Annotated in this window: 14 protein-coding genes and 1 riboswitch; of the genes, 7 read left to right on the top strand and 7 right to left on the bottom strand. The window is 62.6% G+C overall.

The features are described 5' to 3' along the window. Nucleotides 1-23: 23 nt before the first annotated feature. Nucleotides 24-257 (bottom strand): hypothetical protein, encoded by a 234-nt coding sequence (locus ACOQOU_RS11115; RefSeq protein ID WP_306026624.1) that lies wholly within the window; start codon nucleotides 255-257, stop codon nucleotides 24-26. Nucleotides 258-294: 37 nt separating this feature from the next. On the opposite strand from ACOQOU_RS11115, the gene ACOQOU_RS11110 reads away from it, so the two are divergent. Further along, a complete protein-coding gene (locus tag ACOQOU_RS11110; RefSeq protein ID WP_306026625.1) occupies nucleotides 295-729 on the top strand; it encodes a hypothetical protein in 435 nt (144 codons plus the stop codon). On the opposite strand, the gene ACOQOU_RS11105 is transcribed toward ACOQOU_RS11110, so the two are convergent. After that, nucleotides 726-1,508 (bottom strand): hypothetical protein, encoded by a 783-nt coding sequence (locus ACOQOU_RS11105; protein WP_306026626.1) that lies wholly within the window; start codon nucleotides 1,506-1,508, stop codon nucleotides 726-728. The genes ACOQOU_RS11110 and ACOQOU_RS11105 overlap by 4 nt on opposite strands. Here ACOQOU_RS11105 and ACOQOU_RS11100 point away from each other — a divergent pair. Further along, nucleotides 1,507-1,752 carry a hypothetical protein gene (locus ACOQOU_RS11100; protein ID WP_306026627.1) on the top strand — a complete coding sequence of 82 codons (246 nt, stop codon included), beginning with the start codon at nucleotides 1,507-1,509 and terminating at the stop codon, nucleotides 1,750-1,752. The two genes, ACOQOU_RS11105 and ACOQOU_RS11100, sit on opposite strands and share 2 nt — an antisense overlap. On the opposite strand, the gene ACOQOU_RS11095 is transcribed toward ACOQOU_RS11100, so the two are convergent. Continuing rightward, the gene (locus ACOQOU_RS11095) at nucleotides 1,749-2,714 is read right to left on the bottom strand and encodes an IS1595 family transposase (protein WP_306026628.1); all 966 of its coding nucleotides are present in this window, start codon (nucleotides 2,712-2,714) and stop codon (nucleotides 1,749-1,751) included. The genes ACOQOU_RS11100 and ACOQOU_RS11095 overlap by 4 nt on opposite strands. A gap of 104 nt (nucleotides 2,715-2,818) precedes the next feature. On the opposite strand from ACOQOU_RS11095, the gene ACOQOU_RS11090 reads away from it, so the two are divergent. After that, nucleotides 2,819-3,040, top strand: coding sequence for a DUF6471 domain-containing protein (locus ACOQOU_RS11090; RefSeq protein WP_306026629.1), 222 nt, complete (start codon nucleotides 2,819-2,821; stop codon nucleotides 3,038-3,040). On the opposite strand, the gene ACOQOU_RS11085 is transcribed toward ACOQOU_RS11090, so the two are convergent. Next, nucleotides 3,037-3,870, bottom strand: coding sequence for a hypothetical protein (locus ACOQOU_RS11085; protein WP_306026630.1), 834 nt, complete (start codon nucleotides 3,868-3,870; stop codon nucleotides 3,037-3,039). The genes ACOQOU_RS11090 and ACOQOU_RS11085 overlap by 4 nt on opposite strands. 20 nt (nucleotides 3,871-3,890) lie before the next feature. Here ACOQOU_RS11085 and ACOQOU_RS11080 point away from each other — a divergent pair, with 20 nt between their 5' ends. Then, entirely contained in the window at nucleotides 3,891-4,556 is a 666-nt protein-coding gene (locus ACOQOU_RS11080; RefSeq protein WP_306026484.1) for a glycosyltransferase family 2 protein, read from the top strand. 87 nt (nucleotides 4,557-4,643) lie between these two features. Further along, on the top strand, nucleotides 4,644-5,456 hold the full coding sequence (locus tag ACOQOU_RS11075; protein ID WP_109766901.1) for an ion transporter: 813 nt from the start codon (nucleotides 4,644-4,646) through the stop codon (nucleotides 5,454-5,456). On the opposite strand, the gene ACOQOU_RS11070 is transcribed toward ACOQOU_RS11075, so the two are convergent. Then, complete coding sequence (locus ACOQOU_RS11070) at nucleotides 5,425-6,522, bottom strand: 2'-deoxycytidine 5'-triphosphate deaminase (RefSeq protein ID WP_306026499.1); 1,098 nt, start codon at nucleotides 6,520-6,522, stop codon at nucleotides 5,425-5,427. The two genes, ACOQOU_RS11075 and ACOQOU_RS11070, sit on opposite strands and share 32 nt — an antisense overlap. A gap of 82 nt (nucleotides 6,523-6,604) precedes the next feature. Further along, nucleotides 6,605-6,691, top strand: a riboswitch (SAM riboswitch). Nucleotides 6,692-6,757: 66 nt separating this feature from the next. On the opposite strand from ACOQOU_RS11070, the gene ACOQOU_RS11065 reads away from it, so the two are divergent. Continuing rightward, entirely contained in the window at nucleotides 6,758-7,948 is a 1,191-nt protein-coding gene (locus ACOQOU_RS11065) for an O-succinylhomoserine sulfhydrylase (protein ID WP_306026485.1), read from the top strand. 7 nt (nucleotides 7,949-7,955) lie between these two features. Here ACOQOU_RS11065 and ACOQOU_RS11060 read toward each other — a convergent pair whose 3' ends face one another. Further along, nucleotides 7,956-8,561 (bottom strand): CDP-alcohol phosphatidyltransferase family protein, encoded by a 606-nt coding sequence (locus ACOQOU_RS11060; protein ID WP_306026486.1) that lies wholly within the window; start codon nucleotides 8,559-8,561, stop codon nucleotides 7,956-7,958. A gap of 150 nt (nucleotides 8,562-8,711) precedes the next feature. Between ACOQOU_RS11060 and apaG the strand changes: the two genes are divergently transcribed. Beyond that, the gene (apaG, locus tag ACOQOU_RS11055) at nucleotides 8,712-9,104 is read left to right on the top strand and encodes a Co2+/Mg2+ efflux protein ApaG (protein ID WP_109766904.1); all 393 of its coding nucleotides are present in this window, start codon (nucleotides 8,712-8,714) and stop codon (nucleotides 9,102-9,104) included. Nucleotides 9,105-9,107: 3 nt separating this feature from the next. On the opposite strand, the gene ACOQOU_RS11050 is transcribed toward apaG, so the two are convergent. Continuing rightward, a complete protein-coding gene (locus tag ACOQOU_RS11050; RefSeq protein ID WP_306026487.1) occupies nucleotides 9,108-12,530 on the bottom strand; it encodes an efflux RND transporter permease subunit in 3,423 nt (1,140 codons plus the stop codon). Nucleotide 12,531 lies beyond the last annotated feature (1 nt).

Raw genomic sequence — 12,531 nt, 5'->3', positions numbered from 1 at the left:
TGTGCGGACTTACCGTCGCACACTTAAAGAGCGTGGCGTAGCTCGGCTACCGCTGCCGAAAGGCCGGCTTCCCGCAATTCTTGAATGGTTGCGCCTTCATGAAGATTGACGCGCACCCTGATGTCGATGTTGTGAGAAACGTCCGTCCCGTCATTGAGAGTATCGTCGCGGGAAAAGCGCATCTTGACCCAAGCCATACGCTCGTCGTTGGAGACAAACATTTCGTCAAAGCTGAAATAGTCTATTCCGAGCGGCATATCTTCCTCCCTGCTAGTCCAACGACAGGCTAGCACAATGAGACCTGCCCGCACTGACACCTTCGACCACACCATATCGGGCTTGCTGACCAAGCGCGCCGATCTGTGGAACGAGGCGCAATCCATCCGCGACCGCCTAGCCGAGATCAAGAACGATATCGACGCACTGGACCGCACGCTAGGCGTGCTCGGCTATGACGGCGATCTGGACGCCGCCATGCCCCGCCAGAAGCGCCATGTCGTGTTTGGCAGGGGTGAACTGTTCCGGGCCTGCATGGACGTGCTGCGCCAAGCTGACGGCCCGATGACCTCACGCCAGATCGCGCAGGAGATCGTCTCACAGAGCGGTCAGGACGCCAGAGACAGGCGATACGTGTCCGATCTGACCAAACGGGTAGGAAAGTGCCTGCGTGCGTCCGATGCCGCGCGCAAGGCTACGGACGGCAAGGGGAATGTGGTGTGGAGCGTCTAGTTTTTTGCGCGAATTGACGCTCTCGGTTCGATTGTATCCCAAAGCCGGGCAATGTGATCACAGGCGGCACGGACAGCGCGGACGCGGGCGGCATGATCGCTGGTCGAAAAATCGATGCGTTCGCCGGTCCTAATGTCCGCAACGAAAGAAGTTGCTCGATCAAAATCGGTTGGCTGTTTTTCCCAGCTCATTTCAGCCATGGCGAGCATGTACCTAGCCATCTCACGACGATGCTCGCCTCTGGCGCGGCGGGTTTCTTCCATCTGGCACGCCGCTGGGTCGGGTGCCTTTTGTGGCCGGAAGAAGATCACACCAACAGCGCCCGACTGTCCGCCGGTGCGCACAATCAGGTCAGGCTGGACGGTCACCAGAACACCGTTTACATCCAGAGGCGAAAACCGCTGTGATTCTTCCAGCTTGAGAGACTTGAGGCCGAAGGCATTCTCAGCACGCTCGAAAAGCTCAATGGTTTCAATGCAGCGAAGGGATTCCTCCCGGCCCTTCGGTGTGATAGAAGTATCTCGCGAGCGCTGCGTTAACGCTTCCTTTGCCGCTTCGAGCACATTCTTGTTTCGGTACGGGTCAGCGTTGTAAGCCCGGATGGGGCGCAATGCACCGGAATGCGGCGTCACCACTGGCGGGGTCGAGTAGCGCGAATTGTGGAGGACTGTATCTTGCTGATCAGCTTTCATGATCAGGTACTCGGCAAGCGCGGCGGCAGATATCTTCGGCGCAACACGCTCGCGGACCTTTGGGTGCAGCTTGTAGACCTTCGCCATGGATATTGACCTTTCGGTTCAGATTGATGGTTCGCGTACACTCTGGCTGACAGAAGTATCGCGAGAAACATTCTTCGGGCAGGGCCTCGAATCACTGGAGAATGACAGCGGCCTTTTTGTCGTGCTGGAAGATACCACAACAGGCGCATTTGACATACTTGCCAAAGCCGCTTCGCCGGCGAGCGGTGTGGATTTGCTCAACCTTTTCGCCCGAATGATTGGGCCGCGCTCCGTTCCGACCTAAGAGGCTGCCCGCTGCCAATACCCCTTCCAAGCCCGGCTGACCGGCGATGTCAGCGCGTTTTCCAGTAGCCCGGCGGCATTCGCACCGTTGCTGTTACGACGGTTGTCCTCGCACCACGCGGCATGGTTGGCGTACTGATAGAGGTACTGCGGCGACACATGGTGATGCTGGCCGCTGACCATGCGACGCAGGCGGGAAAAGAAGCTCTCGACCCAATTCGTGTGCTTGCCGTGATCGCTGTAGGCTTCGCTGTGGTTGACGCGCTCGACCTGCCAGCCCGCATGCAGCATGTCCCAGTGCGAGGCTTCATCGGCTGACACGATGGCCATACGGTCAATGTGCTGCTTTGCCAGTTCGACGCCACGGGCTTCCGACAGTTCGACAAAGGGCAGTGTGCGGCCACGGCGCTCACGCATGGCGACGACGACGCGGCGCTTGCCGGTCTGGTGCTTGGCAAGGCGACGGTCCTTGCGGTCCTTTTTGGCGTTGGCCGGACGGATTTTGCCGCCAAAGTATGCGCCGTCCATCTCGACTTCGCCTTGCAGGATTTCGCCTGTGTGCACGTCCTTGGCCATGGCCTCGCGCAGCTTGTGCGCCATCACCCATGCGGTCTTGTACTGGACGTCCAGATCGCGAGCCAGTTGCAGGGCCGACACGCCTTTGACCGCGTTCACGAAGATGGCGATAGCGCCGAGAATGTCGGTGAAGTCCAGCTTGCGGCTGGCGAAGATCGTGCCGGACGTGACGCTGAATTGGTGATGGCACGCCTTGCACTTGAATTTGCGGCGGGTGCTGATCGAATACGTCTCGGTGCATCCGCAACGGGGGCACACGGCCTTGCCGCCGGTGTCCTGCCAGCGCAGCTTGCAGAACGTCTCATAGGCCGCTTGCTCGCCAGCCTTGTAGATCGCCTTGAGCGAGAGGGTGCGGGCTTGAGCCGAGAGAAGGAAGTGCTGTGCCATTCGTACTATCTCCGATACCTTTCGTATCGTACATAGTACGTTGACGTACTGCCTGCAATACCCTAAGTCTCACAAATGATACCTTTTTGCGTATAGGTGAGACCATGCCGGAGCGAACGGACTGGGAAGCGAAAGCATCCAACCTTTTGAAAGCCGAATTGAAACGGAAGGGAGTGACCTACGCCCAGCTTGTCGAGAAGCTGTCTGAGATCGGCGTTGACGAGAAAGAAGCGAACATCAAGAACAAGCTGTCACGGGGCAAATTCACGGCAGCTTTTATGTTGCAGTGTTTGGCGGCGATAGGAGAGCGCGAAGTTCGGATTTAGTCATCGTCGGGCAGGTCAACGACTTGGTGAACATGCGTGACGGCGTAGGCCACAACTCGCGTTCCAGACTTCCGGACATTTGCATCTACGACAAAGCCCTTTTTGTAGACGTTATCGGGCGCATCCCTGATCTCGGTTTTGATGATCTGTTCTGCGCCCGCAGAGGCGTAAACGAGCGCTTTCGGTTTATCCGATATCTCAGGAATAACCACCAGTTCTCCCGTTGATTTGCCGACATCCGCGCCTGATTTGCGGGACCGCTCGAAAACCATGAGAACGCGGGAAAAGTCCACATGTTCAATTGCGTCCAACGCCTTCTTTTGCTCGTTTAGCGTTTCGACGGCCTTCCGCCCTTCACTCGCATCGAAAACAATCTCTAGCTTGGTGTTCTTTTCGTTCTTGTCATAGGTGACGCTCTCAATCGTCATCTTGCCGCCGTTGTCGTTAGAGACAGCACGGATGGTTTCGCCAATTTCTTTGATATCGGATTTGCTGCCATCTTCGATGAACTGGCCGGAAATCAGTTTGCGGATACGCTTGCTGAACAGCGCTCCAAAGCCCATGACAATTAGTGCGCCATCCATGATGCCAATTAGATCGGGGATGTTCGGAAACAGGTCGGCAACGACCGACCCATGACGCACTTCCCTGACATAAAGGCGGGCGTTTCCCTTTAGGTCGGGATGATGGCGCTTCAGGTATGCTTCAAACTGGGCGCCAACCCCCGCAAACATTGCCGCGAAGTCATTGATCTCAATCGGATCACGCAAATCAAGCGTAATCGTGATGTAAGCTTGCCCCTCATTCATTCGCTGAGAATAGCTAGTCATGTTCTGTTGTCACCATTTCTTTGGGCTTACGAGCTAGCGCTTGGTGCGCTTGCTACATAAGACCGCATTTCCGCCGGCATGCGCTGGATCAGGTGGGCCGCTGGGACCCGTTCAACGTCACCGAAGACGCCGACCTGGGCATGCGGCTGTGGCGCGGCGGCTACCGCACGGCGATGATCAGCCGACCGACGCTGGAAGATGCGCCGCACACATTGGGCGCCTGGCTGCCGCAGCGTACGCGCTGGTTCAAGGGCTGGATGCAGACATGGATCGTGCACACGCGAGAGCCGGCGCGGCTCTACCGCAACATGCATCTGCGCGCGTTCGTGATCACACAGCTGCTTCTGACGGGCACCTTCGTCTCGGCCCTGCTGCACCCGCTGGTGCTGGTCAATGCGGTGGGGCTGAGCATCTGGCTGACCGTCCAGTCGCCCGATCCGGCCTATATGAGCCTGATCGCCTGGATCGACTGGCTGATGATCGCCGCAAGCTATCTGGCGTTCGGAGCGCTGTGCTGGCTGGCGACCGCGCCGGAGGAGCGAAGCAAGATCGGTTGGCGCATTGTGCTGATCCCGGTTTACTGGATGGCGCAGTCCGTCGCCGCATGGCGCGCGCTCGTCCATCTGTTCAGCCGACCGTTCGAATGGGAAAAGACACCGCATACGGCACACCAGAGACAGGATTGACGCCGGTAGCGCCCGGACCCGTTTCAAACCGCCGCGTGCAACCGTATATAGGCGTCACCTTCATTCCGATTCCGGCCGGTGTCTTCCATGCAGTCCCTGAAATCGTTCGTTGAAAGCCAGCGCTTTGAGCGCGCGATCATCATCCTGATCATCATCAATGCGATCACGCTGGGCATGGAAACATCGCCCGCCCTGATGGATGCGATCGGGCCGGTTCTTCTGACGATCGACCGGCTCATCCTGGCGGTGTTCGTCGTCGAACTGATGATCAAGTTCGCCGTCTACCGGCTCGACTTCTTCAAAAGCCCGTGGCGCATCTTCGACCTGATCATCGTCTCGATCGCGCTGATCCCCGCCGCCGGTCCGTTCTCGGTGCTGCGGGCGCTGCGCATCCTGCGCGTGCTGCGCCTGATCAGCGCCGTGCCGTCCATGCGCCGCGTCGTCGGCGGGCTCCTGACCGCATTGCCGGGGCTCGGCTCGATCGTGCTGCTGCTGATGCTGGTCTTCTATGTCTTCTCGGTGATGGCGACCAAGCTGTTCGGCGGCGAGTTTCCGCAATGGTTCGGCTCGATCGCCGCTTCCGCCTATTCGCTTTTCCAGATCATGACGCTGGAGAGCTGGTCGATGGGCATCGTGCGGCCGGTGATGGACGCGTTCCCTTGGGCGTGGGCGTTCTTCATTCCGTTCATCGCCGCGACGACCTTTACGGTTCTGAACCTGTTCATCGGCGTGGTCGTCTCCGCCATGCAGGCCGAACACGACGCACAGGCGGCCGACGAGCGGTCGTCGCTGCATGACGAGCAGACGCTGATCCTGGAAGAGGTGCGGGCCTTGCGTGCCGAGGTGCGCGCCATGCGCGCGGCTGACGCTACGGCGCCCGGAAATGCTTCGAAAGCTTGAGGCCCTGCGCCTGGTAGTTTGACTTCAGATCGGCGCCGTAGAGCGCCGACGGCCGGCCGATCATGTGTTCATAGACGAGCCGGCCGACGATCTGGCCGTGTTCGAGAACGAACGGCACCTCATGGCTGCGCACTTCCAGAACGGCGCGGCTGCCTGTGCCGCCCGCCGCCGAATGGCCGAAACCGGGATCGAAAAAGCCGGCATAGTGGACGCGAAATTCGCCGACCAGCGGATCGAACGGCGTCATCTCGGCGGCATGAAGCGGCGGCACATGCACCGCCTCGCGGCTGACGAGAATGTAGAACTGGTCCGGATCGAGGATCAGTTCCTTGCGGTCGCGCACATGCACCGGTTCCCAGAAATCGAGCACGTCATGGGCGGCGGGCTTGTCGACATCGACAAGGCCGGTGTGCCGCTTGCCGCGATAGCCGGCGAGGCCCGATGCGTCGCCTGAAAGGTCGACGGACAGGGCGATGCCGGTCTGCGAAATGTTGGGCGTGTCGCCGGCAACCAGCGTTTCGGCATCGTGCAGGTCGGCGAGCGCGGCGGCGCCAAGCACGGCGTGGCCGATGCGGAAGCGGATCTGTGTCAGGCGCGAGCCGGTGCGTGCGATGATCGGAAATGTGCGCGGGCTGACCTCCAGAAACAGAGGGCCCTCATAGCCGGCGGGGACCTTGTCGAACTCCACCGCATTGTCGGTGATCACGCGGGTGAAGATGTCGAGCCGGCCGGTCGAGCTTTTCGGGTTGGCGGCGGCGGCGATGTCCGCCGGCAATGCCAGGCTTTCCAGCAGCGGCACGATGTAGACGCAGCCGGTCTCCAGAACCGCGCCTTCGGTCAGGTCGATCCGGTGGAGCTCGTATTGGGCGAGCTTGCCGGCAACGGCGTGCGCCGCACCCGGCATGAAGCTGGCGCGCACCCGGTAGGCGGTGGTGCCCAGGCGCAGATCAAGGCTGGCGGGCTGGATCTGGTTGTCGTCGAGCGGCCGCGGCACGATGATCGCCCCGGTCTCCACCAAGCCTTCAATGTCGTGATCGGCGAGGATGCCGCTGTCGCGCCGCGTCATGAAACTGCCTGCCCTGCCCCAGTGCGGCGGCACGATGGCCAGCACCGCCAATTGACGCAAGGCACGCGGCCCTTTATGGACAGCTTATTGACGTGGTGATTTGGCCGGCCGGCTTGCAGCCACGGGAGCGCGCTCCCAAAACTCGCTAAAAGGCCGAGGATTTGCCGGATATTTGGACGGCAACGACCCGGCTCATGGCGGCATGAGGCCGGGATTTTTGTGTGGGGTGGCTGCCATGGCCGACGAGAGGCAAGATCTGAAGCCGGCGACACGCATGGTGCATGCCGGGACAACACGTTCGGCCTTCGGCGAGACATCCGAGGCGATGTTCCTGACGCAGGGCTTTGTCTATGACAGCGCCGAGGCGGCCGAGGCGCGCTTCAAGGGCGACGATCCGGGCTTTGTCTATTCGCGCTATGCCAACCCGACCGTCGAGATGTTCGAACAGCGCATGTGTGCGCTCGAGGGCGCCGAAGCGGCGCGCGCGACGGCCTCGGGCATGGCCGCGGTCGCGGCCTCCATCCTCTGCCAGGTTTCGGCCGGCGATCATGTGATTGCGGCACGGGCGCTGTTTGGCTCGTGCCGGTGGATCGTCGAGCAGTTGCTGCCGCGCTATGGTGTCGAGACGACGCTGGTCGACGGCACCGATCCCAAGGCCTGGGAACGCGCGGTCAAGCCGAACACCAAGCTGTTCTTCTTCGAAAGCCCGACCAATCCGACGCTGGAGATCGTCGATATCGCCCATGTGGTTGCGGTGGCGCGTGCCTGCGGCGCCAAAACGGTGATCGACAATGTGTTCGCCACGCCGCTCCTGCAGAACCCGATGGTGCTGGGCGTCGACATCGTCGTTTATTCGACCACCAAGCATATTGACGGGCAGGGGCGGTGCCTTGGTGGCGTCGTGCTCGGCCCACAGGACTGGGTCGACGAGCATCTGCACGACTTTTTCCGCCATACCGGCCCGTCGATGAGCCCGTTCAACGCCTGGGTGATGCTCAAGGGGCTGGAGACGCTGCCGCTGCGGGTCGCGCAACAGACGAAGAGCGCCGGCGCGGTGGCGGACTTTCTCGCCGACCACTCGGCAATCAGCCGCGTCGTCTATCCGGGGCGGCCGGACCATCCGCAGGCCAATATCGTGCCCAAGCAAATGAGCGGCGGATCGACGCTGGTGGCGTTCGACGTCAAGGGCGGCAAGCGATCGGCGTTCGCATTCGCCAACGCGCTCGAAATCGTCGGCATCTCCAACAATCTGGGCGATGCCAAGAGCCTGATCACCCATCCGGCGACGACGACGCACAAGAACCTGTCGGACGAAGACCGCGCCGAACTGTCGATCGGCGGCGGCACGATGCGCCTGTCGGTCGGCCTCGAAGACGCTCAGGACCTGATCGCCGATCTGGACCGGGCGCTGGCGGCGGCGGGGTAGCGTACGTTCAGCGCAGGGTCCGCGAGGCCAGAGCAATGCGCGAGACGGCCGTGTAAAGGCAGATCGCGGCGAAGACCCAGGCGATTGCCGCGAACCAGTGCGGCACGAGACACATCAGAACGAATACGGCGATGGTCTCGGTGGCTTCGGCAAGGCCGGTGGTGAAGAAGATCGACTTCTCGCCATGGCTTTCGCTCGAAAGCCCGTGCCGCTCGGCCATGATCGCATAGGCGAGGAAGCTGGCGCCGTTGACATAGAACGAAAAGACCAGAACGGCACCGGCCACCGCATTGGCGCCGGGATCGGCAAGGACGAAGCCGATCGGGATCACGCCGTAAAAGGCAAAATCCAGTACGATGTCGAGATAGCCGCCGAAATCGGTCTTGCCGGTGATGCGCGCGACGGCGCCGTCGAGACCGTCGCAAAGGCGGCTGATCAATATCAGCGCGAGGCCAAGCCAGAACCAGTGCAGCGCGATCGCGCCGGCTGCCGCGACGCCGAGCACCATCCCGGCGACGGTCACCTGGTCGGCGGTCGCGCCGGCGCGCGCCAGACGCGCGGCAAGCCGCTCAAGGGCGGGATCGAGCTTGGACCGGAGCGTGCTGTCGAACATGGCGCATGGATCGGTTGAAGCGAACGGTCCCGCCCATACGACACTTGTCCTCCAAGGTCACCATCATCACCGGGCAGCGATCATCACGCCGACTCACTTTCGCGTGCCCGCGCCCTTTTCCGGCCGAACGTGTTTGGCTAGAGTCGGCGCATGTATCGCGAGACGACAGACGGGATCGAAGTGACCGTGCGGCCCGACTTTTTGGACGAGGAGTCTGAGCCGGACGACGGCCGCTGGTTCTGGGCCTATACGGTGGTGATCGCCAACCATTCCGAAGAGACGGTGCAGCTCGAAAGCCGCTACTGGCGCATCACCAATGCGCTGGGCGCGGTGGAGGAGGTGAGCGGTCCCGGCGTCATCGGCGAGCAGCCCGTCCTGTCTCCCGGCGACAGCTTCCAATATACCTCGGGATGCCCGCTGAACACGCCGTCGGGCACGATGGTCGGTCACTATGTGATGCGGCGGCAAAGCGGCGAGCGGATGCGGGCGCGCGTTCCGGCCTTTTCTCTGGACGTGCCGAACGTCGTGCGGACGATCAACTGACGATCATTGACCGGCCACGGGCCGCGGCAGGCGCCGCCGGTCGCCGTAGAGCGCGACGAGCAGGTTGCGGATGTCCTCGCCGATGCCGATGAAGACCGGCACGAGGAACAGGACCAGCACCGTCGCCGTGGCCAGCCCGAACACCATGGTGATCGCCATCGGCATCAGGAACTGGGCCTGAAGCGAGGTCTCGAACAGGAGCGGGATCAGGCCGCCAATGGTGGTCAGCGACGTCAGAAGGACGGCGCGAAACCGGTCGCAACTCGCATTGATGCAGGCTTCGCGGATCGCTTCGCCGGTCTTCAGCCGCTCCTCGAGCCGCGAAACCAGAATGATGGAATCGTTGACCAGAATGCCCGACAGGCCGAGCAGGCCGATCATCGACAGCATGGTGAGCTGATAGCCCATCAGCCAGTGGCCGACCACGGCGCCGACGACGCCGAACGGGATGATCAGCATGACCGCGAACGGGCGGAAATAGCTGCCGAACACCCAGGCCAGGATGATGTAGATGACACTCAGCGCGATCAGCGTGCCGAAGCCCAGATCGGCGAAGGCGTCGCGCTGCTCCTGGCTGCGGCCGCCGAAATCATAGTCGATGCCATAGGTGCGGGCGATGGCGTCCAGAGCGCCTGACGAGACAAGCTGGTCGACGACACCGTCGGTGGTGTTGACCGCCGCATCGATTTCACCGGTCACCGAGATCGTCGTCTGTCCGTCCTGACGCTGGATCGCCGAGAAGCCCTGCTGCTCGCTCAGCGTGACGATTTCGGTCAGCGGTACCAGATCGCCCGATGGCGCGGTCAGCATCATGGCGCGCAGGGCCGCCGTCCCCTGGCCGTCCATGTCCTGGCTGACGCGGATTGCCACTTCGTCGTCGCCGCGCGCAAAGCGCCGCGGCACCATGCCCTCGACGGAATTGCGCACCTGCGTGCCCACCTCGTCGAGGGTGAAGCCCAAGGCCGCCGCGCGCGGCGTCAGCGTCATGATCAGTTCGGGCTTGCCATAGGGCAGATCGTCCTCGACGCCCGTGACGCCGGGGATGGCCGCAACGATTGCCGTCACCTCGACGGCGGCTTCCTTGAGGACGGCAATGGAGGAGCCTCTGAGCTCGACATCGATGTCGGCTCCGGGCGGACCGCCGCGCGACTGGCGCACCGCGAAGCGGCGGACGGACGGAAGCTCGGGCGCCTCGGCCCGCCAGGCGCGCACGATCTCCGGCGTACGAATGGTGCGCCGTTCCGAGATGGTGAGCTGCACCTTGATGCGGGCGAGATTGTCGCCCTGCGAACGGCCGGACGAGCCAAGCGTGACAAACACCGCCTCGATCAGCTCTTCGCCATTGTCGCCGGTCAGGTTCGCTTCGGCGCGGCGCAGCGCATTCTCGAACTCCCGCACGGCCATGATCGCCTCGCGTTCCGGCGTGCCCGGATGCAGGATGATCGAGCCGGATATGTTCTCGGACTCCGGCGAGGGGAAGAAGACGAAGCCGACATGTTCCCCGGCGCGCAGGCCCCAGGCAAAGACCATGACGAGACCGACCGCGATCGCCATGGACACATAGCGCCAATTGTAGGCCAGCCGCACCAGCCAGGCGAACGGGCCCTGCCGGATCCAGTTGAAGCCGGCGTCGAAATTGCGCCGGAACCAGCCATCTTCGGGCATTTCGTCGGCGTCGAAGGTGCGCCGGTTGCGGCCGAAGCCGACGCGCACCGCGTAAAGGACAAACTCGACAAGAACGGCTGCGATGAGTGCGACCGCTGCGGCGACCGTTCCGAACATGAACGGGGAAACGGTCTGCCGCCATGCGTCGAACGCGGCGATGAAGGGCAGCGATTGGGCGACGCCGCCCTCGCCGCCGGCACGCGTGAAGAAGGCTGCCATGAACAGGACGATGACGAGGCCGACGAAGAAGACCCGCCAATGCGACCAGCGCGGCGCCGAGCGGCCCTGCAGCGAATGGCTCAGATGGCCGGGCAGGATGAAGAAACACTCGACGATGGAGGCGATGGCGACGGCGATCACGACGACCGGCAGCACGCCAACGATCTGGCCGATCGTATCGCCGATCAAGAGCAGAGGCGCGAAGGTCGCGACGGTCGTCGTCAGCGCGGCGGTGACCGGCGTGAACATGGCACCGACGCCGTTTTCGGCGGCCGTCACCGGATCGTCTCCCATCGCAAGGCGCGTGTCGGTGTGTTCGCCGACGACGATCGCGTCGTCGACGATGACGCCGAGCATCATGATCAGCCCGAACAGGGACAGCATGTTGATGGTTTCGCCGAAGACATACATCAGCCCGACGGTGGCCAGCAGCGCGACGGGAATGCCGGCGGCGACCCAGACCGCGATGCGCACATGCAGGAAGGCGAACAGGACGATCAGGACGAGCAGCAGCCCGGTCGCACCGTTCTTGACCAGCAGCATGATCCGCTCGTTGAGCGAGTCCGCGCGCACCTCGTAGACCTGCAGTTCGAGACTGGCCGGCAGTTGCGGCCGGATCTCCGCGACATAATCCTGCAGGATCGCGTTGGTCGTCAGCGTGTCCGCGGTGGCGGTCGACTGGACGTCGATCTCGATCGCCGGAAACGTGTTGGAAAAGCCCTGGATCGCGCCATCCTCGAACCCTTCGCGAACCTCGGCAATGTCGCCAAGGCGCACCTTTTCGCCGGTCGGGAACGATTTGACCTCGATCCGGCCGAGCGCGCGCGCATCCTCGGCGTCGGACAGGGTGCGCAATTGCCGTTCCACCGCGCCGTCCAGATTGCCGGACGGCAGGTCGCGCGAGTTCGCGCCGATCGCCCTTGATATGTCGGAGATCGTCAGATCGAGCCGGCGCAGCTCCCGCTCGGGCACGGTCACCTGCAATTCGGGGTCGCGCATGCCGGTGAACGTCACCTTGTCGATGCCGCGCTCGACCAGATCGTCGCGGATGCGCTGGGCCCAGTCGCGAACCACCGCTTCGGACACGTCGCCTCCGATGGAGATCGAGGCGACGCGGTCGAACCATTGGCTGGTGGTCACCTTGGGGTCCTCGGACCCCTCGGGCAGGTTGGTCAGCGCCTTTGCGGCGGTGTCGACGTCGGCCACCGCCTTTTGCATGTCCGTGCCTTCCTCGAATTCGAGGCGGATCGATGCGGAGCCCTCGCGGGCGTAGGAGACGACCTGCTTGACGTTCTCGATGAAGCGCAGTTCGGGCTCGGCGACCGCAAGGATGTTCTGCTCGACATCCTCGGCGCTGGCACCCGACCAGGCGATGGAAACCGAAACCGTCGAGGTCTCGATGGTCGGAAAGAACTGGGTGTTGATCCGCGCCAGCGCGAAGACGCCGAACAGGATCATCAGCACCATCAGCAGATTGGCCGCATTGGGATGGCGCAGGAACGCGCCAACGAGGCGATGCCGCGATATGCCGGACGGGGCCATG

Origin of the sequence: Oceaniradius stylonematis, assembly GCF_965223445.1 — a bacterium.
Classification (GTDB): Bacteria; Pseudomonadota; Alphaproteobacteria; order Rhizobiales; family Rhizobiaceae; genus Roseitalea; species Roseitalea stylonematis.
Note: the sequence above shows the minus strand (reverse complement) of the source record. Positions and strands in the feature narration are given on the sequence as shown.